The organism is Bradyrhizobium sp. USDA 4502 (genome assembly GCF_054063355.1).
Genome location: NZ_JBSSGF010000001.1, coordinates 108,648 through 129,114 on the forward strand (window position 1 = coordinate 108,648; position 20,467 = coordinate 129,114).

A 20,467-nucleotide genomic window follows, 5' to 3' on the forward strand; every position below is an offset into this window, starting at 1 on the left:
CAGTTTCCGTTGGAATGGCTCCCGAATTAATGTCACTCGCCAAAGCGATTGACCGGTTCATGTACGGCGCGTCGTTTCCGCCACGCCACCGCCTTTGCCCAGGACGATGCCCACGCCGCCTGGCCCAGTGGCGCCGCGTCGCCGATCAGCTCCGCCCCAAGCTGCCCTAGCTTGCCGCCTTCCTGGACGAGGCCGAGACCGATGTGCTCGCCTATTGAGCGCGGCCAGGTCCAGCAGAACACCACGCGCAAAACGTCGACCTTTCAATGCAAGGTTCCGATGAGCTTGGAGGGCGCCTACGACACATTCGCCCAGATCGGTGGCGATGACGAGATCCCCGTCGAGGTCATGACGCGCGGCGCGAGCAGTACTTTGTCACGATGAATGTCAAGTTCGACTACATCGGACCGAGGATTGCGTTCACGGCTCACGACCCGTCGGCCAAGCTGCACGAGATGCTCGAGCAGGACTTCGTCAAGCTTTCCGACAACGTCAGCTTCGCCTATGTCATCCACAAGCTCGACGAGCGTGATGGCGCGTTGGTGGGGCGGCTCGCAGGGAGTGTTTTACTAGGCCACTCTCGCCTCGACAGCCGGCACCTACTCGATCTATGTCGATCAGAACTCGATGCCGGTCAAGTCAGACTGCCTGCACCTCAACGTCGACCACAACGTGCAGGCGGCCAAGGCTTCAGGGTCGACATCAAGTCCTGGCATCCAAGGCAGAAGAGGGTTCTCCAATACGCCGAGATCATTCAATATCAGGTTGCTGCGCATGCCAAAGCGCAGGCCAACGAGAAGGCGTGCATGAGTTCAAGTGAGGGCAACCGTGGTCGGCGACGCCGCAGTCGCCGCCAGCATGGCTCTCTCGCTCGAGTATTTCGACCAGACCTTCGACATCGACACCGTCAGCCAGGACTTCGGCATGTCGGGGCACACGACGCACCTCACGGCGCGCTCCGCCAAGAAGGGGCGATCTCCGTCGTGACGCGGCGACAGTTTTTACCTCAAATTCTTGGGCGAGTGCCTGAGCCGAAGAGATACCCTAAGGCTGTTGCCGCGAGACCCACGAAAGCCTTCATGGCATCACCTCGGAGGCCCTGGTCACTGTACGCGAGCGTGGCTGCCGCGATGAGCGTCACGAGTATGGTGATGCCAGCAAAGTAAGTAGCAGCATGTTCCTTGGCCCCGAAGAATTTCCCGAGAAAGCCCATTTCCTGCTTGTTTTTGTCAGCTTCAAGGACCATCGAAGCCAACTGCTTGTCTTTAGGCAGTTCAACGCGATCGGCCATGACGTTAGTTTCCGCCCGAGAGGCTGAACGTGTAGCCGATCATGCGGTTCTTCACTTTAGGAGATCCGACAGAAAGCACGTAGAGGTCCAGGTGGAGTCTTCGGCCGTCTAGTGTCCCGAGTCACAAGTTCGCAATCATAGATTCGCAGTAGATTCGCGTCGCTGTGCCAAGGATGGAGGCAAACAGCGGCGGAGTCTCCAATGGCGGTCCAGCAACTTGCCCCCCTGATATTGAGTGATGATGAGCGGGCTGAACTGACGTCGCTGACGATGCGGCGGAAGACGGCTCAGGCGCTGGCTCTGAGAGCCCGGATCGTGCTGACCTGTGCGGAAGGTGGTCAGAACACGGAAGTGGCGGTCAAGCTCGGGCTGGACCGGCAGACCGTAGGCAAGTGGCGGCGGCGCTTTATGGCACAGCGTGTGGCCGGGCTGCACGACGAGCCGCGTTCCGGCGCGCCGCGCACGATTGACGATGCCCGCATCGAAGCCGTGATCGTGAGGACGTTGGAGAGTTGCCCTGAGAACGCCACTCATTGGAGCTCCCGCGACATGGCCAAGACCAGCGGCCTATCGGTATCGACGGTCCAACGCATCTGGCGGGCCTTCGGGCTCCAGCCGCACCGGATGGAGACGTTCAAGCTCTCGACCGATCCGAACTTCGTGGCCAAAGTGCGCGATGTCGTGGGCCTCTACGTCTCACCACCCGAGCACGCCATCGTTCTGTGTGTGGATGAGAAGTCCCAAATCCAGGCGCTGGACCGCAGCCAGCCGTTGCTGCCGATGCGTCCCGGCCAGGCGGCCCGAAGGAGCCATGACTACAAAAGGCATGGCACCACATCGTTGTTCGCCGCCCTCGATATTGCGACGGGACGGGTCATCGGCAAATGCTACGGGCGCCACCGCACCGCCGAGTTCCGCAAGTTCCTTGACGAGATCGAGGCTGCCGTACCGCGCGAACTCGACGTCCATCTCGTCATGGACAATTACGTCACGCACAAGACCCCAATGATCCGGAGATGGCTCGCCAAAAGGCCGCGTTGGCACGTGCACCTGACCCCGACCAGTTCGTCATGGCTCAACCAAGTCGAGCGCTTCTTCGCGCTCCTCACCGATAAGAAGATCAGGCGCGGCGTCTATCGCAGCGTAGCCGCCCTCAGGGCGGACATCGCCTCGTTCATCGAACGACACAACGCCGATCCAAAACCGTTCCGATGGACCAAATCCGCCGATGATATCCTTGCTTCCATCGAGCGCTTCTGCCGTTACAATGCCCCGGCAAAACAAGCCCCGATGTTGCGAACTTCTGGTTCAGGACACTAGATTTCCGACCTCCGCGTGATATCCGATGCCGAGAGGATTGTTGAAATTCTCTAGCGCGAAACGCAGCGCTCTGCCGATGCCGCCGTCGGCCATCTCGGGCATTCAGGTTCATGTCTCCGGAAGGAGTGTTCTTAAACGAAAGGATAAACGTCAGGTCGCGCACGCGGATTTCAACATCCTCATCCTCGCGAGAGACGACGGTCGACGACGTCAATACGTCGCGCCCACCTACCTTCACTGTGGGTGTTGTTAGAGGTACGCCGCTAACCGTGAATCTGCCCGTGACCATATTCGGGGTTCCCTTTCGATCTGAGTGACCTAGCGGCGATCACCTTTGGTTTCAAATATCGGGCCAATTGCGTGAATGCACCAGATATTCCGGTGCATGACATCGGCACTGAGATGGTGCAAGCCGTCTTCGTCGGCGTTGTTCGCAGCCCGGCCGGCGCCAGACCACGATGCCATTGCCCGCTGCGCAGGACCTTGGTTGTCGTCGTGATCATCAAGCGCAAAGAGGACTGAGCCACATGCACGGCACTACCAACCATTCGATAGGCCGCGACATCACCGAGCTCGATCTGCTCTGGGAGGCTGTCGACGAATTGGATAAGCAGGCCATGAAGGCCAACCGCGCCGAGCGCGTCGCCTGCAGTCGGGTGTTGAACATTAGTGTCGCTGACCGTTCCATAGCGGCGCTCAACATAGATCGGAGGTGGAGCGGGCTAGCCGAGCTTAAAGAACGCAAGGCCGTCCCGCGACCGTTGGCGAAGTTGGTGGAAGTCGGTGAGATCGTTAAGTCGGGAGACAATCGGGCGACTGATTACAAATTAGCGTGTGGTTGACTGGCTATGCGGCCTTAGGCTCAGAACTGCGTTCAGAGGCCAAACCGGCAAAGCCTCATTTTTTGGCCTCCTAAACTCGTCAAGCGGGTGCTTTTTCACCTCGGGGAAAGCTGAAGACCAAATGCTTTCCCGTTTCGGGTTGCCCCACAACTGCGCTTTGGCCCGAAACTTCGCTTTACCTTCATCGTGCCGTTCCCAAAAGAGCGGCAAGTCTTTTATCGCTCCTTTTTTGTCGACACAATCCCGCTGATTTGTGTCGAATGACAGCATCGTGTCAGAGCGCTGCCCCTTCGAATCACAATAGTGGTAGTGCCAGCCTTTTTGGTGATTGTCGCGGGCGAGCTTATTCCTGTCGTCCAAGGTGATCATCAGCTTCATTGCATGGGATCGTGCTCGACCGAGATCAGTGGCACGGTCTCGATAAGTTCTACGTGTCCGCGCAGGATTGGATAGACGGCGTGTATTACGTGGATTGCAGCTCGCGGGGCTCCCGTTTGGGCGGGGGGGAAGCATCGTGCCTCCGGTCGACTGGCTCATTCAACATTTTGATTGCTCTCCTGACCCCTGGGCAATCCAGGGCAAAAAAAGGCAGGAGAGTCACTCTCCTCCCATATTGAGCTAAGTACTTCTGTCGCAAGAGCTTCGCTTGCATATACCGGGCGGTGACTAGGTGAGATCAGCGAAGCCAGTGTCTGCAGCAGCTCAATCGAGAATCGCGTCTCTTCACCTATTCGAAAGTCTTCCCTGTAGGCTCGCGGTAGTCCGCTGAGCTGAGGGTCCAAGTGATAATCCATGATGAGCCCGCCCGTGCGTCAGGAAATAGAGATACCTTGTTCGACCGTGCATCTGACCGTGCAACGATCGACCGTGAGACGGTTGCTGCATGGTCGCTTCCAGACGGTTGTTTTCAAGCATTATCAGACGCTTAGGTTGATCATGCAACCGCCGTGCAGCAACCGTGCACTACGTTTCCCATCAATACGTCTCTCCTCCCCTTAAGGGCCTTAAGGGAGGGAGACTGCACGGTGGGCGCTGTTGGCGTGCTAGGCCCGATGGACGACGTCGAAATGATCAGTCTAGCAGGCTGGCCTTCCAGAGAACGCCTAATAGAGCGGTCCATTGACTCTTTCGATTGCGCGTCGTTTTGCTTTGCCTGCGTAGTCTTCCCGAACAGCGCGCTTCTGCCATCGCTTACTTACTGTATCTAGGTCAATATACGACAACTCGCTTCCCTGCTTTTGTCGAAACCATTCGATGAGGGGTTCGCTCTCGTCGTAGCACCAGGGTAATAAGTCCCCCCAACAATCAAATGCCACGCGATCATCGAAAACGCGGCGATTGATGCCAACAGATATTAGTTCGCAGATATTTAGCCAGATACGTACCTTCTTGTACGCGGGCGTCTTAATGTAGCTTTCAAAATGAACGCCCGGGCTTTTGATGTTTGCGAGCTCGGCTTTGAAAGTCTCGTAGGTTTCCAGGCACTCTTTGTCCATTGAGGCCTTCAAGAAGAAATCGATCGTGGCGCGCTTGCGGGCGATCTGCCGCTGAACATGAATAGAAGAAATTGCGATGATTGCTGCGACAAATGCAATCGCCGCTGCCAACCACTGGGGAATTGAGCCCCATATTTCGCCTTTCGGAAGCATCCAATACTCGATCACAGGCCACCGTCGTGTATGGCGAGGGTCCGGAGCGGACCGGGCAGCAGGGCCGCTCGTCTCAATTCATGAGAAGCTTCGGCACTATTGGCGGACAAAAACGTTCTTGCCGTACATTGTGTGAAATTCTTCTTGTCGGAATAGATCAGCTTCCAGCGAGTCGGAATTTGGTTGCCCAGAAGCTGTCCATGGCAGTTTGTTACCGTGTTGCAGTCAATGAATGTGACTGTGAGCAGTACCGCACCGTTCGGTTTCACCAAGCCCGTCGCGTATACGGTATTGCCTGACACTCGAAGCCCGGCGCGAAATTGGTGAACGAGCCGCTGAAGGAATCGCGGAAGTTGACTAGATCGTCAGGATAGAACCGCCTTCATTCTTCCAAGTTGAAAATAGCGGCAGGTTTTGCGCGAAGGACGGTGGCAGTCGTGGCCAACAGCAGGCATATCGTCGCAAGCATTTTCGCTTTCATCGGTCACTCTCCTATCCATCTAAGTATTCTTCTTAAGTCGAAATAAGCCGCATACTAACGCTAAGATTGTGGGCAGTTCAATAGGGTAAAGGCTGATGGGATGGCTGGTGAGCCAAACCAAGTCGCTGCCGGACCCCAGTCCCACCGCATCCCTCGGCAAACGGGGCGCGCTCTGGACCGCGGTTACGGTTGATAAGCAGCCGGGGCTGGCCACGCAGCCACCACCGCCGTCGCTTCCACCCGGCCGCGAAGATACGGCCAGTCATCCTCGATCGGGCGCGCGAGGAAGGCCTTCACCTTGTCGTCGATCTCCGCGTACAGCCACGAGACCATGTTCGCGGAGGCCGAGTGTGTTCCCTAGTCACGAAGGCAGCATGAGCATCGTCGTTACGCGAGACGATGCCGCTCCGTCGGGGTCGATGGCCGCATCACGCATGGAAGGCAATCATCGGAACATGAGAGGCCCGACCGGGTCCACTGGATTGGTCTCCAGTGGGGGACAACGGCAAGGCACTGCCAGAGCCGCGGTCCGAGCTGAGGTCGGGAGTCGGACTGGTCCATAGTGTGCGCTGGGCAGCGCATGAGTCAGGAGGGTTCAAGTCCCTCCGGCGCTCGAATGAGGGGCGCCGTATCCAAAGGTGGGGGTAATGCCTCGCCGGCCAGCGGTGGAAGCCGGTGGAGGACAGGGTGTCCGGAGCGATCCGGAATCCGAAGGGTTTGAGGAGAAGTATCGGGCTGCAATCAATGGGGGTTACCCCGACGATGAACAGGTCGGCCAAAGATGGGGCAAGGTCGAGCCCGCACTATGGGGGCGAAGGCGTTACTCATTCACCCATCGAACCAAGGTGTTTGCTGACGGCACGATACGGAAGATTCATGCGTGACCCCAGGAGACCTGCATAGGTCCCGGCCCATCAAGCCGGGTAAGCAACCCTATAAGCGCAAGCGAAGTGGGAAAGCGAGGCTCATGCAGGAGTCGGAGAACGGAGTAGTACCTGAAGCGCGAGACGAACAACTCGCGTGACCGGAAACGGCGAACCGAGAGTGGTTCGGGGAAGGACGTTCGTGAACGGATCGAGCGAGGATGCATCGAGATGGATGAGAAAGGAGCGTGAAGATGGAAAGTTCCCTTTGTGAAAAACCCGAACGTCACGCTTCCAGGAGACTGTCCGATCATCTGGTGCTCGAAGGTCAGAAGCAGAAGGTCCACTCTCTGGTGGACAAAGTCTACTCACGCAAGAACTTGAAGCTTGCGTGGGAGCGCGTTCGCACCAATCAGGGTGCAGGCGGCACAGATGGGGTGACGATCGGAGAATTTGAGGCCGAGCTGGATGCGAATCTGGAGCGGCTCCATCGCGAGCTTCGAGAGAGGACCTATCGGCCGCAAGCCGTGCGACGACTGGAGATCCCGAAAAGAGGGGCTCCCGGCAAGACAAGACCTCTCGGCATACCTTCGGTCTACGACCGGGTCTGCCAGCAGGCGCTGGTAAATCGCCTGGAGCCGATCTTTGAGAAGGTCTTTGATCCGAGCAGCTTTGGGTATCGCAAGGGTCGCAAGACCGCCGATGCCCTGGCCAAGATCTGGCGCGAAGTGGAGGCTGGAAACGAGTGGATCGTGGATGCGGACCTGAAAGACTACTTGGATGTTGCGTCATACTACACCTTCAGTTTTTTTGAGAGGGTCGAAGAGGTCCGGAGCAACTGCAGGTACTTGAATTCGTATGCCTTTTGCCCGTCCGCGATAGACGTGAACGGCCTTGAGCTCGCCGCGCTTTACACGTTGCAAGATGGTTTGCCGCGAGACGCCGAGTAGATTCATGGCCTTGAACATCTTCACGTAACCTTCAGGCGCGCTCTCCACAAAGCGCGACCGCAACTCGTCATTGATACGGATGCGCCACGGCGCGCCAGGTGTGATCTGCTCTCCGGCAATGAAGCCATCGTTGAGGCAGCGATGCAAAGTAGAGGGTGCGATCCCGAGAGCGCGTGCTGCTTTCTCGATCGTCATGCAATCGCCGTCCTGCACTTGCTGTTTCGGCTCGAAGCACGGGATCTCCCAGTGCGTCCGCAGGCTCGACACACGATTTGCCGTAAACGACAGTCCTGTGGCCGTTGTACGGCCTTGGCGATTGAGGAGGCCGGCGATCTTGGTGTCGGGATAATGTGCAGCCAGTCGCCGCAGCAGATCGATCGTATCGTCGGCGGTGCGGATCGGCGATGGATGCGAGTGCGGCAATGGGACATTAACTTCACAGAAGAGACCGCCGCGCCAACGCAGCGTCAGGTGAGCGTTGTATTTATCGCGCTCGACTCTCAAGGTGACATCGTCGAGCAACGTGCGGAGCAACTCCTTGCGATCGCGATCGCTCGTCGTGGGAGCGAACCAGATACGCTTGAGGTCTTTACCGAGTGCAAGGATCGCGTCGCGTTCTTCGTGCGTAAGCGAGCGCGGTCGGGCATGTTCGCGGTCCGAGAGTTCGGATTCGGCAGTCTTCAGTTCCAGCAGAGCGCTTTCCCATTCTGCTTCGAGTCCACGCGCGACGAGTCTATTCTCCGGGTCCACGGCGCGATAGCGTCGCTCGGCGCGCTGCGCGTTGTAGCGCGCACGCTCGACGTCGCGACGGAACTGCGCGAGAGTCGTCTCGTGATCGGCGTCGAATTGCTCGATCGCCTGGAGCGAGGCTTCCAAGCCTGCGGGCGCGAGAGCCGCAAGGAACGCTTCGGCGACAGCCGCATCGATCTGCACACCGCCGATGTTGAGGCAGTACTCGCCCCGGCCGTTGACGATGTTCTTGCCGGCGCAGTGATATCCGGGCGCCGACAACCGGCCGCTGTAGTGTACGGCCAGGCGCCGACCGCAGTGTCCGCATACGGCGAGGCCTTGCAGGAGTGCTGCGCCTTCTCTCACGGCACCCCCGCTCTGGTGCGGTCGAGGACGGATGTTCTGCGCCAGGCGCTTCTGGTTCGCCTCGAAGGTGTTCCAATCGATGTATCCGGCATGATGGTCACGAATGAACACCGGCCACTGCTCGCGGTCGCGTTGTCTGATGCGCTTTCGGATTCGACCGCCCGCATCGAGATAGCATGTCTGCTGGGTGCGGCCATACACATAAACGCCGGCATAGAACGGGTTGGTGAGGACCTGGTGGATCTTTGTGTAAGTGGGGGCGACCCAGCGGAGATCGACAAGGCTGTAGGAGTGCAGCGGAAAGCGCAGGCCTTGCGAGCGGAACCACAGCCATACGCGTCGTGCCGAGCCGAATTCGGCAAAGCGGTCGAAGACAGCATGGATCGCGGCTTGCACCGACTCGTCAGGATGCAACAGCACCTCCCCGTCGGCGTCGCCCCGTACCAGACCCACCGGCAGCCCGCGGTGCAGTTCTCCGCGTGCGGCCTTGTTGCGGATGCCACCGAGCAGCCGCGCACGCAGCACATGCAGCTCTGCCTCTGACATCGTACCTTTGAGCCCGAGCACCAGGCGGTCATTGAACAAGCCCGGATGATAAATCCCATCTCCATCACCGATGAGCGTGTGGGTCAGGCCACATAGATCGAGCAGACGGTACCAATCAGCATTATTGCGCGCTAGTCGCGAGACTTCCAAGCCGAGCACGATGCCCACCTGGCCGAGGCCGACCTCCGCGGTCATACGCGCGAAGCCGGTGCGCTCGGAAAGGCCGGAACCGGAAATACCGAGGTCCTCATCGATGACCTTCACCTGATCGCGTCGCCAACCAAGCCGCGCGGCGCGTTCGGCTAACTCGTACTGACGGGCAGTGGACTCGCGATTATGCTCGACCTGCGTCGTACTGGACTGACGCACGTAGACGATTGCGCATCGGCGTAGGTGCTCAGCGGTGATCTTGCTCAGTTCGTTCATCGTTGTGATCTCCGGCAGTGGCGATTGCTCGGGCGATTAGTCGGGCGAGTCGCAGCACGAGATGTGCGCGCTGTTCTTTATCGAGGGCCTCCCATACGGGTACGGCCCCGCGCTGAGGTGGTGGGTCGAGAAAGCTTAGCTGCTGCATAGCCGTCCTCCGATTCCGGTGGCAGGACAGTATGCGCGGCATCCAATTGCCGCAGCAAAGCGTCGACGATCGTCCGGGCGTGCAGCAGCTCGGCGTGGGAAGCCAGGAATGCCGCTCGAGCGCATTGCGGGCTTGCACGCGGTAGATGTTGTGCGATAGGCAGATCTGTCCACGCGGCCGGTACAAGGGCACGGGTACCATCGGGCAGTACAAGCGTCAGATGAAGTTCGCCGCGTCGATGACACCAGCCAAGCACATTAAGCGCAGATCCCTCAAAGGGATGGCGCGACCGAACGACGGTTACCTGATCGGGATAGTCGCCAAGATGATGAGCGCGGTGGTGGGTAGTCTGTCGAGTAGTCTTTTGACTCGATATCGCATGAGCTTTTGCTCAAGGCGATTCGGAAGCACACGGACTGCGCTTGGGTGTTGTTGTACATTGAACGGTGGCTTAAAGCTCCCGTTCAACTGGAAGACGGCACCCTTGAACCCCGTGAGAAGGGCACGCCGCAGGGCTCGGTGGTATCACCGCTGATGGCGAATCTCTTTCTCCACTATACGTTCGACGTGTGGATGCGAAGAAATCATCCGAGCATCCCGTTCGAGCGTTATGCCGATGATATTCTCTGCCATTGCGACAGTGAGCGGCAGGCACAACAACTGAAGGAGGCGCTTGCGAAGCGCTTTGCCGAATGCGGACTGGAGCTTCATCCGGACAAGACGAAGATAGTCTATTGTAAGGATGACGACCGGCGAGGTGATTATCCTGAACAGAAATTCGACTTTTTGGGCTACACGTTTCGTGCCCGTCGGTCGAAGAACCGTTGGGGAAAGCACTTCGTCAACTTCAGCCCCGGTGTCAGCAATGCCGCGACGAAGGCAATCCGACAGGAAATCCGTGCCTGGCAACTACGCTGCCGGGTGGATAAGAGGATCGACGACCTGGCGAGGATGTTCAACCCGATCATTCGAGGCTGGATGAACTACTATGGTCGGTACTACAAATCGGCGCTTTACCCGACACTACGCCATCTCGACCGATGTCTCGCGCGATGGGCGATGTCGAAATACAAACGTCTGCGGCGACATCGAAGACGGGCAGAGCACTGGGTACGGGACATTGCTTGCCGCACCCCCACGCTGTTGGCCCATTGGCCGATGCTGCACAAGACGGCGGCTGGACGGTAAGAGCCGGATGAGCGGAGACGTTCACGTCCGGATCTGTGAGCGCCTGGGGGTGAAACTCCCCCGGGCGACTCGACTCGTCGTGGGCTTCGACAGCAAGGCCGATGCGCAGGAAATGCTCTTGGCCCTCAAGGCGCGGCTGGCCAACTTCGGCCGGACGCTTCATGAGGACAAGACGCGGCTGATCGAGTTTGGCCGGTTCGCGGCCGTCTCACGTCAGCGGCGCGGCGAGCGGCGGCCAGAGACCGTGATGCGCCATTGCGCGATATGACGGGAGCCCTCGACCGGCTCACGATCGGGTCAAGGTCGCGGATTAGAGTGCGCTATCCTCCTCGCGGCCCGAGATCCGGATCGATTTCCTGACCATGAGCACATCTAAACGGTCCAACGCTCGGCCGGCAGATTGCTGCATCGAAAGGACGAGGGACACGCAAGCTTTCGAAGAGACCTAAGCAGATCGCGACATCGAAAGCCACTCGAGAAGATCGCATCGCTGCAACCCATCGTTATCGACCGCTTTTCCTGTTAGTCGTCCGGCCGCCGGCGTATTTTCGTCTGTAAGCCGCAAGGAAGTCCTGATCGCAACAGATGCACCTGCCGGAGGCATCGCGGGCGCGCGGATCGGCCAGAACGGGAGCCAATGGGCGCAATAGGTTGACCCGCGTACTGGTGGACGGCGGTATCGGTAAGCCCGCAGCATGCTTCACGAGATCGGCTGCCAGTCCCAGGCCGGCGAGCGCCGATTGAAACGCCATCGGAACGACTGCCGTGCCGGCGTTGCCGGTGCCTGTCAGACCGATCATCATCCCGCCGCAGATCGCCCTTTGATAGAAGTTGAGCAGTGGCTGACCGACGAACGGCTGCAGATCGGCATAAGGAATGGAGAAGGCGGTCGCGACACGCTGCACGAAGTCCTCCGAGACACGTTCACCTTTCTGTAGAAGGTCGCGGACCTCTTGTCTCGCCTCGGGCAACCTCAGTTCCTCGGCAACCCGTTCGTCTTCGTTCTTGACCAGGCCGGAGGGCAGATAGAGGCAGGCGAGACAAGCTTTGCCGTCGTCGAAGCCGTGTCTCGAAATCCCAAGATCGAGCTCCTGGGTCCATGCATTTACGATCCAGCGCGGCAAAGACGCTTGAAGGCTGATACGGTCTGCGGCGTTGTCGAGCGCGACTGCGACGCGTTCGAAGTTTCGATTCCCGCGCTTGGCGACGAAATCGCCCCATTTCAGCGGATGCGCGGTGATGCGCAGACCTTCCCGCTTCAGCAATTTGCGCGCCAGTTTGGATTTCGGTTTGTCGAGATCCTTCTGCAACGCCATGACGTAGCGCTGTAGGTTCGATAGGTCGACGATGTCGTGGTCTACCGTGTTCAGGGTTCCGACGAGGCCGGGCAGCCGGGCAAGCGCCCACATCGCACCGTGTCCGATCGCGCCGAGACCGGCGAGATATGCATCCCCTAGATTGATACAGTCGGGCAGGTTTGGACCTGAGCCGCTCTCGTGGTTGTAATCGAACAACGAAACGTCGATCTGTCGGTCCAGATCGCCGCACACAAGCTGAGACGCAAACACGAACCGAAACACGTTTGCAGTTGCAAAACAAGCGGCAGCGCCTGCGCCAAACGGATTCGGAGTCGATCCGGATCCGATCGGTGCGCCGCGAGAGAGGCGTGCCCGCCAGCCGTCCGAACCGATGAAAATTTTCGTCATCTCGCCGGCCAGGCCGCTCTTGCCGACAACGATCGCGACCGACGAACCCGAGATGTCAGTCGGCAAGTCTATGCGGTCGTTGATAGCAGCCGCGAGCACAGCCAGCTCCTTCGCGAGGGGCTGGGCTTCCCGTCCGACGCCGGAGATGACCATCGATGGGTATAGGCGTGCCAGGATCCTGACGCACAGGTCCAATGTCGCACGGCCTTCGGGTGACGTGGCTGCCTGCTCATCGAAGTAAAGGCCGACCGTATGCGCAGAGAGGGTCGCGTTGTACGACTCGACATTGAAGTTCGAGAGTACCTGTGACGCGGCCGTTACGGTGCGGTCGAAGAAATTGGCAAAGGCCATTATCTAGTCCTCGATCACGATGGTTCGCGCCGCGCGCGCGGCCGGAATTTCACGCCATCTTCCGGATGCGTCCAGTCGATATGACGCGAAGTGACCGATATCGAGCGGTCCGGCGCCAAAATCGGGCACGACGAGCGAGAAGCAGCCGACCGTCGTGGCGACCGCGAATTCGTCATCGGTGCTAGAGTGATAGGCGCGGCCGGGGTGGCTGTGGATCTGCGCGATCAGCACCAAGCCTTTTTTGTAGAGCCAGACATTGATGCGATGCAGTTCGTCGGCACCAGTGATGACGCAAACGCCGTCGGCGGTACGGATGTGGCGCTGGGCAGGTATGATCGCTTGATCCACCTGAAACACCGATCCGGACTGCCTGCCGGCCCATAGCCCTAAGCCCTCATATCCTTGGCGGCCGACGTCGCGAAGGTGGGCATGGACGAGTTGTGCGTCTCGCCGTTTGACGAGAACCTTCTCCACGTCGGCCAACCGGTTCATTCGGGAATTCCTTGCGCCTGTGGTAGGAGCCCGACGACTTTCGCTTGAATCTGCAGATTGTACGCCGAGAGCGGATCCACTCCGTACACCCAGATCTTCTCCAGAATGAAAACCAAAGAGCCTTCGCCAGAACCCCGGTGCAGCAACCATGAATCCCCCGTGTGCGCTGGATTGTCGTGATATTCCCGGACACCCGGCAAGCAGATGAAGGGAAAATCGTCTGCTTTGTTGGCCTGGATCATTTGCGTTACGGGCAAAGCGCCTTGTTGCACCATCGCTGCAATGGTTTCCGGCGGAACGCCCGGCATCGGTTGGCGCCGCAGCATTTGAAACTGGAGGTCCGAGGCGATTATCTTTTCCCGCGTGAAAGGGTCAACGAAACGCACCGACGGTGGCTGCAGATCGTAGTCAGTGAAGTCGACCACGACCCCGGCGACGATCGGCGCAGGGCGAATCTTCGTCGCTGCGAAGACGACGAAGATTTCAGGAAAATCGGCATCGAGCAGCAGCCATCCCCGCTTACGGTAGGCCGCCTCCATGCGACGGTAGGCCGCGACCTCTCGGTCGAACTTTGCGCGCGAAACCTCTGGATCGACGACTTGTGCCACGGTTAGCCGGCAGCCCCGGCCTTGAGGCTCAGGAAGAGGGTCACTTCTTTGCCGAAGTGATATTCGGCGACGCGCTTCTCCGGATCCAGTAGGGTCCCGGCTTCGTCCTTGATCTCCCAGTTCTCGGGCGGCTGAGCCAAATTCTGGGTTTCTTTCAGGGCCTTCTGCCGGACCTCGGCCAGCTTTTCCTGCGGTTCGGCCTCGACGACGACCGGCTGGCCGTTGACCACCATGGTGATCCGCACGAAATGGCCGTGACCATGATCGTGGTCGTGCTTCTCACGCTCGCGACGCGCCTCTTCCTCGAGTTCGTGCTTCTCGAGATCGTGCTTGATCTTTTCCTCGGACCGAATGACGTCTTCGACGCCCTCGATCTCCTTCTTCAAGAATTCGGCTTCGCGCTCGAGCTGCTCGGCCGATTTATTCCCCGATTCAGACATGTTAACTAACCTTTCCGGGCAATGCCCGCGGGTACGTGGACAGCTGACGCGCTGCCATCTACAACCTCATGCGCTTGCCGGCGCAGATTCGGACTTAAAAATATTGTTGTCCGAATCCGGGTTCGCCGACGCATTAATGAATAGGTTGCCCAACTGGGGGCCTTATGCGGTCCGACGATTCAGAGGAGTGTGGCCCGGACGCCGGCCGCTATACCGCGGCACAGATCCGGGCGGCGCTCGATAGATTGAGCGACGACGACCACCGTCGACTGACGATGGTGGCGCGTCATTTTGCGCCTCGCACGGACATGTCGGAAGACGATTTGAGACAGGAGGCCTTCCTGAGGGTCCTGTCGAGCCGGACCTGCAAGATCGAATTCGGCATCGTGGAATTCCTCGCCGGCACCATCAAAAGCATAGCGTCGGAAACGCCCAGGGCCCGGAAAAGGGCGCGGGAGAACGCCGGGCTGGAACTCGTGTACGTGCCGGAGTACGGCGCCGGCGACACTCCGGAGCCGGCAGACCGGAACACGCCGTCACCCGAAGACCAAGCTTTGGCAGGCATCATGTATACTAAAGAGATCGAGCGAACGGGGCGGTTGGCGTCTGGGGATTACGAACTCGAGCTTCTGGTCGAGGCGCTGGCCGATGGTCAGCGGGGCAAAGACCTCGAAGAGGTGCTTGGCACGGACACGAAAGGGTTGGCCGCTATCCGAAAACGATGGATTCGTAGATTGCAGGTAGGGTTCCCGGACGGCGTACCGCTTTGAGGACACGGCGATGAGCGAAAAAGAGCGTGTCGATCGTCTCGACGAGGCAATAATCGAGGAAATTCTCGGTTTGAATGAAGCGGAAATCTCTAAGCTCGTCGGTGAAGCCGACGTCGTCGCATCGCGCGAAAGCCTCCGCCGTGCGAAAGGAATGGTCGGGAAGCTACGCTTGGCCCGCGCCAAGGCCGATGCGGCGCTTCATGTCGCCGGCGCTCCGACAACGCGCGCGGGAATAAGGACTGATGGCCAACGGGTGCGGTCTTTGCGAAGATCGGATCCCGCCCTGGACAAGAAGATGACTTTGGCCGCGAGAAGCGGAAGCGCGAATGCGGAGGCGGATGCCGCCAGCCTGGATGAGGATCTTGCTGAGCTCGACGCCTGGGAAGCAGAGGATCGAGACCAGCCGTGAGCCGCCGCCTCACACTGCCGGAATTGCTGCTACAAGATTTCGGGATCGACCGACCCGAAGAGATTGATCTCCAGGCCATCGCCTGGGAGCTTGGCGTTCGCATCAACGTACGGGAATTGCATTCTTGCGAAGCCAGGATCGTGGGACGGTGCGACCGTGCGATCATCACGGTCGACGCCAAGGCATCGCCCCGACGAAAGCGATTTTCGATCGCGCACGAACTTGGGCATTGGCATCATCACCGCGGACGATGCCTCATCTGCCGGTCGGACGACATCGGTAACCGTCGACGCTCAGCCACCGACCCCGAAAGGGTCGCCGACGACTACGCATCGGATCTTCTTCTGCCGCGGTATCTGCTCGAGCCTATGCTGAAATCTGTGTCGCGCTTCACCCTCAAGGCCGCGAGAGAAATCGCCGAAGTTTTCGACGCGAGCCTCACGGCCACAATATTGAAGATCGCCGAAACGAACCATTTTCCCATAATGCTGGTGTCCCATTCCCAAAAAGGGCGCGCTTGGTTCCGAAGGGCACCGAGTGTGCCCGAACATTGGTTCCCGAACGATGAATTGGATCACGAGAGCTACGCCTTTGCGGCATTGTTCGGAAAACAGGACGACAAGGGTGGACCAAGACGGATCGGCGCCGACGCCTGGTTCTCTCGGAGAGGAGCGGACGACTTCGACGTCTATGAAGAGACCTTCCGGGTCGCGGACGACCAGATCTGCACGGTATTGCTATTCAAGGATACGAAAATGTTGCGCGAGTGACGTCACCATCGAACGACTGATCTATGTTCGGACATTGAGCTCATCGGGTTACTTGCCTGGAAGGTTTTTCTTCGCTCTCGCCAAACTTCGTGGCCACGAGTGTCATCGATACGATCCGGCAATAGCCGAGATACCGATGAGATCAACTACGCCGCGCCCAGCGCGGACATCGCATTTTTGACTTGTTGTCCCTCGGATTCGGCCCAGGCGGATCTCTTCGATAAGGTCATTATGAGGGACGCCGGAATAGATGCTCACAAAGATCCATGCAGAACTCAATGGCGTCCAGTTCGGACGGGTTCGCCGGTGCGAACCCGTCACTCTAGGCGGGCTAATGAGTGCTCAAGTTCTGGTACTTGGTTTGGATCTGGCCGTGACGCGTGCGCACCCATCTCGTCGAGTTGTTGATCTCTGCTGCGATTGCTTTCTGATCGTGACCCGCAACGAGGCCTTCGAGTACCTGCCTTTGCTTGGAATTGAGAGAATCCTGTAGCTTGCTGATAACGTCTCTGTACTCGACGTTCTGCGAGAGAAGTTGGGTGGGGTCGGCATCCCGCTCATCGATACTTTCGATAGGTGTCCACCGAATGCGTCGCCCCTCGTCGGTGAGCAGGTTTCTCATTGCCTTCAGCACGTAAGCCCGAAGCCTGCCATCCGGCAGGGCGGACAGAGAGGGACACCTGGCCAGAATCTTCATCATCATCTCGCTTGAGACGTCATCGGCTTCCAAGCCGAGATACGGGTAGCGTCGTAGGCGTTTGTCAGCATCCGTGTTCAGGGCTGCGATCAACGCTTTGCTCGCTCGATTGTGCTCGGGCGTGTCGGCCTTTTCGGCACAGAACTCCTTGACGTTCGAACTGATAAACGGATCCACGACGGTTACGTCGTTGTCTTTGCTCCGAGCCCACGTACTCGACATGTCCCCGCCCACGAACACGGATGTGCTCAGCGCCGTACTGTCGAGCAAGGAAAGTCTGCGCTGCGATGCCGTTGCTTGCATCGCTCTTTCCATGGCCGAACTGCCAAAAGAGAGCGAATTTCGGGACGCCACGATCGCGGCTGTATCACGGACGATTGCCCTTGAGACCGCGCGAGCGACGATAAGCGCTTGGGCGGACGCTGTCGTCGTCGTCAGGCCGAGGCAGAGCAAGCAGACAAGAACACGTAGATACTTGCGCATGGGACACCCACTCGATGCTTGAATTGGATTTAGGACGGTTTGTGCCTTGAAAAAGGCCGCCCGCCGGCGGATGAGCTCACGGGCGGCCAAGATTTACGCGCGGTGCGATGTCGGCTTCTTCGGTGGCACGGTCGGGTTCGGCAGGTTCATCGGACCCTGCTTCTTCGGGCAAATCGTGACCGGCTTGTTGTTGACATAGACCTTGCGGCACTCCTGTGCCGTTGCCGCCTGCATGCTGATCGCGACGGCGACACACACGATGCCGATGAGCTTCCCGTTCATTGTGGTTCCTTTCGAACTGCGTCGGCCCGTCCGGCGCGCTCTTCCGGAGCGGCCTTGAGAAGGGCGACATACCCGGTGCACGCAGGGAAGCATCGAAAGCGGAATAGCCTGCTCGAGATTTTTTTGGTTTTGCAGCGCACCACCGATACGGTCCAGAACGAAACCTGGGGCGGAACGGCAAGAATTCGACCTGGCGACCTGAAACAGTTGAAATTCAAACGCTGGTCGGCTTACACGGTCGGACACTTCCAGCAGCGTCAGAGCGGTTGTCGCGGCGCCGAACGGCTCAGCTCACATCCTGCCCGAGGCTGTCGTGTGCTGGTCGCAATGGAATGAATGGACATCGTTTCGAAGCATGAACAGGGAGGTCCGGCAGAACGAGCGCGCCAGCAAGCCGAAGCGCGAAAAGCGCAAGGAGCTGCTGCTGGGACGACTGCCGGTGGCAAAGATCAACAGGGCGGTGGAAATGCAGCTGGCACTCGGGGACGTGGTCTTCAGCGTCGGTGCCCAGGTCCACGCCGAGCGTGTTCACCCAAATGAATTCGGCTATTCGGATTACGGTGTTGAACCTGCGGCCAACTGACGTTTTCCCGAACTGTCGCGCTTGGGCTGGCCGATGCCGACGGGCCGAGCGATGAGCCCGGGTCGCCGGCGCCGGCCGAGCCGTCGCACCGCAATGCCGCCAGGCAGGCGGCCTCCGGGGTCCGCTGCGATCAGCCTCGGATGCGGGCGGCGAACGCCAAGCTTCGCCGCTGTGAGGGCCCGGTGGACCTCCGCCCAACCTTCGGCTTCGGCGGGCAGCGCGAGATCCTTTCCGCAGGCCGTCGCGCCACCCTTCCTCGAAGACCGGGAGGAGGCCTTTGAGCTTTGTGCGCGCGGCTCGCGGCGCGCGATCTCCATGGCGGAGGCACACGCATCGGGGGCCTCGAACGCCAAATTGCCGATCACGGTCGAATAGACGCCAGCGACCTCGACCACGGTGATACCGGCAAGGTTGGCCTTGCGGCGGTGGCCCAGTAGTTGATGGTCCGGTTGAGATCGCGGGCCGGGCGGGTGCTGCGCAGCTTGCCGAGCCCGCCCTCGACGGCAATGGTCGCGGCGCCGAACCTGCGCGCCATGGCGATCGCGCGACCGCAGACCTGAGCCAGCATTTCGGTAATGCTCTCGCGCGAAGTGCCGGGCGTGGCCGTGAGCTCCACCAGCGGCCAATCCAGCGGCTTGCTCGAGCTGGCCGGGATCAGCGGTGTTCTCGACCGCGGCCATGCCGATCCAGCCCGGATTGAGGTCGAGCCCGACCGCCCGCGTAATCAGGCGGGGTGCCGCCCGCCGACGCTCGGGATGTTCGGGCAGATCTTCAGGATCGAGGGTGACGTGCAGCTTCTTATCGTCAATGTCCAGAAGGTGAGATTGATCTTCCTGGCGACGGCGGGTTCAGCCGCCTGCCGCAGCACCTCGCCGGCATTGCCGATCATCTCCGGCAGCTGCACCGTGAAGTTGCGGCGGACCATCGGCCTGCCTTGACCCTGCCGCCCTGGAGCATGGTGAAGGTGCAGCTCCGTCCGTTCGGGCTGAGCTTGAAGTGGCGATTGCCGGCGTACTGCTTGTCGCCGCGAATGGTCATAGGGCGAAGCCGCATGCGCTTCCAATCCTTGGGTTGAAGCAGACCCTTCTGCCGACGCTCCAGGTTCTTACGGCCGCCAAACACCATGCGCCCATCGGGCACTCGCTTGTGCAGGTCCGTCCCGTCCAGGGTGGCGCAGTGGAGCGCCCAGGCGTCAAGCACGCGACCGGCGAACCGGGACTTGACCAGGTCCCGCAGCGGCTTCTGCTTCAAGGGGCGCCGGCCGCGTCGGCGGCATTGGCATAAGCCGTCCGGACCGCCGCCGAGTAGACCCGGCGGCAGTCGTCCAGAAAAGCCGCGTCCTCGGGGGAGCAGCGGTATGGCAGGGAGACGGTCTGTATGCTTTCAGACCGACTCGCGGTGAGAGTCAATAAAGCCGCTCCACGCGGCCGGGGAGAACCCAAGGATTCGGCTACCAGACCGGACGGTCTCCGGGGGCTCGGGCGAAGCCTGAGACCAGATCCGGGTCTCGCTTTGGATAATCGGAAACGACCATCAGATCCCACACCGTAATCTGAATAGCCATGAATTCCTGCTGTGCTTGACCGGCACTCTCTATATCGGGGATGATCACAAGAACCCTGGAATCGAGCTCGTCAGGAACGTGGTCGCGGCCGAAAGCATGGTTCTGGTGGCGATCAACCTCGACCGGGACGAGCAGGGACGCTACCACGTCCTGAGCTTCTATCCGGTGAAAGCCTAGAAGATCGAAAACCGGCGGCAGAAGGGCTTTCTGAAGGTCGCCCCAAACGCTTAGGGGCCCCGCCATCTGACGGAGCCCCAAGTCGTTAGAAGTTCCAATGAAGTTTGCCAGATGCCAACCTGGATCTCTTCACCTTGCGGCTACTTTGCCTCACTGGATGAGCGAGGCGCGTGAGGAGGCCGTTCTCACCTCAAATCACTTCCCACGGAGATAACCCTACAGGGTGTCCCGGTTCTTCCAAGCAGATTCTTTTGAAGGCGAGCCTTTTAGGCTCCTTCGCTAATTGGGAGGTTCCGAATAGTTTTCAATGGGCTAATATGTTTTGCTTCCGGTCCG

Annotated in this window: 25 protein-coding genes and 1 pseudogene; 13 read left to right on the forward strand and 13 right to left on the reverse strand. The window is 59.5% G+C overall.

Features of this window, described 5'->3' with window-relative positions; genetic code table 11:
- Positions 1 to 32: 32 nt before the first annotated feature.
- On the reverse strand, positions 33 to 251 hold the full coding sequence (locus ACVW1B_RS00475; RefSeq protein ID WP_253603853.1) for a hypothetical protein: 219 nt from the start codon (positions 249 to 251) through the stop codon (positions 33 to 35).
- 565 nt (positions 252 to 816) lie between these two features.
- Between ACVW1B_RS00475 and ACVW1B_RS00480 the strand changes: the two genes are divergently transcribed.
- Positions 817 to 987 (forward strand): hypothetical protein, encoded by a 171-nt coding sequence (locus tag ACVW1B_RS00480; RefSeq protein WP_253603851.1) that lies wholly within the window; start codon positions 817 to 819, stop codon positions 985 to 987.
- Positions 988 to 1,006: 19 nt separating this feature from the next.
- Here the strand turns inward: ACVW1B_RS00480 and ACVW1B_RS00485 are convergent, their stop codons facing one another.
- The gene (locus ACVW1B_RS00485) at positions 1,007 to 1,291 is read right to left on the reverse strand and encodes a hypothetical protein (RefSeq protein WP_253603849.1); all 285 of its coding nucleotides are present in this window, start codon (positions 1,289 to 1,291) and stop codon (positions 1,007 to 1,009) included.
- Positions 1,292 to 1,492: 201 nt separating this feature from the next.
- On the opposite strand from ACVW1B_RS00485, the gene ACVW1B_RS00490 reads away from it, so the two are divergent.
- The 3 genes from ACVW1B_RS00490 to ACVW1B_RS00500 all read left to right on the forward strand — a co-directional run bounded on the left by ACVW1B_RS00490 (position 1,493) and on the right by ACVW1B_RS00500 (position 3,453).
- Entirely contained in the window at positions 1,493 to 2,611 is a 1,119-nt protein-coding gene (locus ACVW1B_RS00490) for an IS630 family transposase (RefSeq protein ID WP_141343495.1), read from the forward strand.
- 360 nt (positions 2,612 to 2,971) lie between these two features.
- The gene (locus ACVW1B_RS00495; RefSeq protein ID WP_253603847.1) at positions 2,972 to 3,133 is read left to right on the forward strand and encodes a hypothetical protein; all 162 of its coding nucleotides are present in this window, start codon (positions 2,972 to 2,974) and stop codon (positions 3,131 to 3,133) included.
- Between the two features lie 5 nt (positions 3,134 to 3,138).
- A complete protein-coding gene (locus ACVW1B_RS00500; RefSeq protein WP_253603845.1) occupies positions 3,139 to 3,453 on the forward strand; it encodes a hypothetical protein in 315 nt (104 codons plus the stop codon).
- On the opposite strand, the gene ACVW1B_RS00505 is transcribed toward ACVW1B_RS00500, so the two are convergent.
- From ACVW1B_RS00505 to ACVW1B_RS00515, 3 genes are all read right to left on the reverse strand, one after another.
- Entirely contained in the window at positions 3,439 to 3,831 is a 393-nt protein-coding gene (locus ACVW1B_RS00505; protein WP_253603843.1) for a hypothetical protein, read from the reverse strand. The two genes, ACVW1B_RS00500 and ACVW1B_RS00505, sit on opposite strands and share 15 nt — an antisense overlap.
- A 725-nt stretch (positions 3,832 to 4,556) precedes the next feature.
- Positions 4,557 to 5,102: a DUF4760 domain-containing protein gene (locus ACVW1B_RS00510; RefSeq protein WP_253603840.1), complete on the reverse strand. Its 546-nt coding sequence runs from the start codon at positions 5,100 to 5,102 to the stop codon at positions 4,557 to 4,559.
- Positions 5,103 to 5,766: 664 nt separating this feature from the next.
- Complete coding sequence (locus ACVW1B_RS00515; protein ID WP_253603838.1) at positions 5,767 to 5,916, reverse strand: hypothetical protein; 150 nt, start codon at positions 5,914 to 5,916, stop codon at positions 5,767 to 5,769.
- Positions 5,917 to 6,700: 784 nt separating this feature from the next.
- Here ACVW1B_RS00515 and ACVW1B_RS00520 point away from each other — a divergent pair.
- Complete coding sequence (locus ACVW1B_RS00520) at positions 6,701 to 7,396, forward strand: reverse transcriptase domain-containing protein (protein ID WP_253641392.1); 696 nt, start codon at positions 6,701 to 6,703, stop codon at positions 7,394 to 7,396.
- A 915-nt stretch (positions 7,397 to 8,311) separates the two neighbouring features.
- Here the strand turns inward: ACVW1B_RS00520 and ACVW1B_RS00525 are convergent.
- Positions 8,312 to 9,463: pseudogene (locus ACVW1B_RS00525) on the reverse strand (recombinase family protein); the annotation flags it as partial.
- Positions 9,464 to 9,983: 520 nt separating this feature from the next.
- Between ACVW1B_RS00525 and ACVW1B_RS00530 the strand changes: the two are divergent.
- Both ACVW1B_RS00530 and ACVW1B_RS00535 read left to right on the forward strand, forming a co-directional pair.
- Positions 9,984 to 10,799: a reverse transcriptase domain-containing protein gene (locus ACVW1B_RS00530; RefSeq protein ID WP_309145039.1), complete on the forward strand. Its 816-nt coding sequence runs from the start codon at positions 9,984 to 9,986 to the stop codon at positions 10,797 to 10,799.
- Positions 10,800 to 10,806: 7 nt separating this feature from the next.
- Complete coding sequence (locus ACVW1B_RS00535) at positions 10,807 to 11,067, forward strand: hypothetical protein (protein WP_253603830.1); 261 nt, start codon at positions 10,807 to 10,809, stop codon at positions 11,065 to 11,067.
- 235 nt (positions 11,068 to 11,302) lie between these two features.
- Here ACVW1B_RS00535 and ACVW1B_RS00540 read toward each other — a convergent pair whose 3' ends face one another.
- From ACVW1B_RS00540 to ACVW1B_RS00555, 4 genes are read right to left on the reverse strand one after another with little or no spacing between them, the layout of a single operon-like run.
- Positions 11,303 to 12,856, reverse strand: coding sequence for an E2 ligase fold family C protein (locus ACVW1B_RS00540; protein WP_253603827.1), 1,554 nt, complete (start codon positions 12,854 to 12,856; stop codon positions 11,303 to 11,305).
- Positions 12,857 to 12,859: 3 nt separating this feature from the next.
- Positions 12,860 to 13,348 carry a Mov34/MPN/PAD-1 family protein gene (locus ACVW1B_RS00545; protein WP_253603825.1) on the reverse strand — a complete coding sequence of 163 codons (489 nt, stop codon included), beginning with the start codon at positions 13,346 to 13,348 and terminating at the stop codon, positions 12,860 to 12,862.
- Positions 13,345 to 13,956 (reverse strand): putative metal-binding protein, encoded by a 612-nt coding sequence (locus ACVW1B_RS00550; protein WP_253603821.1) that lies wholly within the window; start codon positions 13,954 to 13,956, stop codon positions 13,345 to 13,347. Before ACVW1B_RS00550 ends, ACVW1B_RS00545 begins: the two co-directional genes overlap by 4 nt.
- 2 nt (positions 13,957 to 13,958) lie before the next feature.
- Complete coding sequence (locus tag ACVW1B_RS00555; RefSeq protein WP_253603818.1) at positions 13,959 to 14,342, reverse strand: DUF2604 domain-containing protein; 384 nt, start codon at positions 14,340 to 14,342, stop codon at positions 13,959 to 13,961.
- A 218-nt stretch (positions 14,343 to 14,560) separates the two neighbouring features.
- On the opposite strand from ACVW1B_RS00555, the gene ACVW1B_RS00560 reads away from it, so the two are divergent.
- From ACVW1B_RS00560 to ACVW1B_RS00570, 3 genes are read left to right on the forward strand one after another with little or no spacing between them, the layout of a single operon-like run.
- Positions 14,561 to 15,166: a hypothetical protein gene (locus tag ACVW1B_RS00560; RefSeq protein WP_253603816.1), complete on the forward strand. Its 606-nt coding sequence runs from the start codon at positions 14,561 to 14,563 to the stop codon at positions 15,164 to 15,166.
- Positions 15,167 to 15,176: 10 nt separating this feature from the next.
- Positions 15,177 to 15,575 (forward strand): hypothetical protein, encoded by a 399-nt coding sequence (locus ACVW1B_RS00565; protein WP_253603814.1) that lies wholly within the window; start codon positions 15,177 to 15,179, stop codon positions 15,573 to 15,575.
- The gene (locus ACVW1B_RS00570) at positions 15,572 to 16,345 is read left to right on the forward strand and encodes an ImmA/IrrE family metallo-endopeptidase (protein ID WP_253603812.1); all 774 of its coding nucleotides are present in this window, start codon (positions 15,572 to 15,574) and stop codon (positions 16,343 to 16,345) included. Before ACVW1B_RS00565 ends, ACVW1B_RS00570 begins: the two co-directional genes overlap by 4 nt.
- Positions 16,346 to 16,676: 331 nt before the next feature.
- Here ACVW1B_RS00570 and ACVW1B_RS00575 read toward each other — a convergent pair whose 3' ends face one another.
- Complete coding sequence (locus tag ACVW1B_RS00575) at positions 16,677 to 17,525, reverse strand: sigma-70 family RNA polymerase sigma factor (RefSeq protein WP_253603810.1); 849 nt, start codon at positions 17,523 to 17,525, stop codon at positions 16,677 to 16,679.
- Positions 17,526 to 17,618: 93 nt separating this feature from the next.
- Positions 17,619 to 17,807 (reverse strand): hypothetical protein, encoded by a 189-nt coding sequence (locus ACVW1B_RS00580; protein WP_253603808.1) that lies wholly within the window; start codon positions 17,805 to 17,807, stop codon positions 17,619 to 17,621.
- 355 nt (positions 17,808 to 18,162) lie between these two features.
- Between ACVW1B_RS00580 and ACVW1B_RS00585 the strand changes: the two genes are divergently transcribed.
- Positions 18,163 to 18,390, forward strand: coding sequence for a hypothetical protein (locus ACVW1B_RS00585; protein WP_253603806.1), 228 nt, complete (start codon positions 18,163 to 18,165; stop codon positions 18,388 to 18,390).
- A gap of 361 nt (positions 18,391 to 18,751) precedes the next feature.
- On the opposite strand, the gene ACVW1B_RS00590 is transcribed toward ACVW1B_RS00585, so the two are convergent.
- Entirely contained in the window at positions 18,752 to 18,958 is a 207-nt protein-coding gene (locus ACVW1B_RS00590) for a hypothetical protein (protein WP_253603804.1), read from the reverse strand.
- 7 nt (positions 18,959 to 18,965) lie between these two features.
- Between ACVW1B_RS00590 and ACVW1B_RS00595 the strand changes: the two genes are divergently transcribed.
- Together ACVW1B_RS00595 and ACVW1B_RS00600 are read left to right on the forward strand one after the other, a co-directional pair.
- Positions 18,966 to 19,328: a hypothetical protein gene (locus tag ACVW1B_RS00595; RefSeq protein WP_253603802.1), complete on the forward strand. Its 363-nt coding sequence runs from the start codon at positions 18,966 to 18,968 to the stop codon at positions 19,326 to 19,328.
- Positions 19,329 to 19,969: 641 nt separating this feature from the next.
- Positions 19,970 to 20,131 (forward strand): hypothetical protein, encoded by a 162-nt coding sequence (locus ACVW1B_RS00600; protein ID WP_253603800.1) that lies wholly within the window; start codon positions 19,970 to 19,972, stop codon positions 20,129 to 20,131.
- Positions 20,132 to 20,467 lie beyond the last annotated feature (336 nt).

Excerpts from the sequence above, each read along its gene's own strand:
- ACVW1B_RS00485 (WP_253603849.1), bottom strand. The coding sequence starts at position 1,291 with ATGGCCGATCGCGTTGAACTGCCTAAAGACAAGCAGTTGGCTTCGATG.
- ACVW1B_RS00490 (WP_141343495.1), top strand. The coding sequence starts at position 1,493 with ATGGCGGTCCAGCAACTTGCCCCCCTGATATTGAGTGATGATGAGCGG.
- ACVW1B_RS00500 (WP_253603845.1), top strand. The coding sequence starts at position 3,139 with ATGCACGGCACTACCAACCATTCGATAGGCCGCGACATCACCGAGCTC.
- ACVW1B_RS00505 (WP_253603843.1), bottom strand. The coding sequence starts at position 3,831 with ATGAAGCTGATGATCACCTTGGACGACAGGAATAAGCTCGCCCGCGAC.
- ACVW1B_RS00510 (WP_253603840.1), bottom strand. The coding sequence starts at position 5,102 with ATGCTTCCGAAAGGCGAAATATGGGGCTCAATTCCCCAGTGGTTGGCA.
- ACVW1B_RS00515 (WP_253603838.1), bottom strand. The coding sequence starts at position 5,916 with ATGGTCTCGTGGCTGTACGCGGAGATCGACGACAAGGTGAAGGCCTTC.
- ACVW1B_RS00520 (WP_253641392.1), top strand. The coding sequence starts at position 6,701 with ATGGAAAGTTCCCTTTGTGAAAAACCCGAACGTCACGCTTCCAGGAGA.
- ACVW1B_RS00535 (WP_253603830.1), top strand. The coding sequence starts at position 10,807 with ATGAGCGGAGACGTTCACGTCCGGATCTGTGAGCGCCTGGGGGTGAAA.
- ACVW1B_RS00540 (WP_253603827.1), bottom strand. The coding sequence starts at position 12,856 with ATGGCCTTTGCCAATTTCTTCGACCGCACCGTAACGGCCGCGTCACAG.
- ACVW1B_RS00545 (WP_253603825.1), bottom strand. The coding sequence starts at position 13,348 with ATGAACCGGTTGGCCGACGTGGAGAAGGTTCTCGTCAAACGGCGAGAC.
- ACVW1B_RS00560 (WP_253603816.1), top strand. The coding sequence starts at position 14,561 with ATGCGGTCCGACGATTCAGAGGAGTGTGGCCCGGACGCCGGCCGCTAT.
- ACVW1B_RS00565 (WP_253603814.1), top strand. The coding sequence starts at position 15,177 with ATGAGCGAAAAAGAGCGTGTCGATCGTCTCGACGAGGCAATAATCGAG.
- ACVW1B_RS00575 (WP_253603810.1), bottom strand. The coding sequence starts at position 17,525 with ATGCGCAAGTATCTACGTGTTCTTGTCTGCTTGCTCTGCCTCGGCCTG.
- ACVW1B_RS00580 (WP_253603808.1), bottom strand. The coding sequence starts at position 17,807 with ATGAACGGGAAGCTCATCGGCATCGTGTGTGTCGCCGTCGCGATCAGC.
- ACVW1B_RS00585 (WP_253603806.1), top strand. The coding sequence starts at position 18,163 with ATGAACAGGGAGGTCCGGCAGAACGAGCGCGCCAGCAAGCCGAAGCGC.
- ACVW1B_RS00590 (WP_253603804.1), bottom strand. The coding sequence starts at position 18,958 with ATGCTGGCTCAGGTCTGCGGTCGCGCGATCGCCATGGCGCGCAGGTTC.
- ACVW1B_RS00595 (WP_253603802.1), top strand. The coding sequence starts at position 18,966 with ATGCTCTCGCGCGAAGTGCCGGGCGTGGCCGTGAGCTCCACCAGCGGC.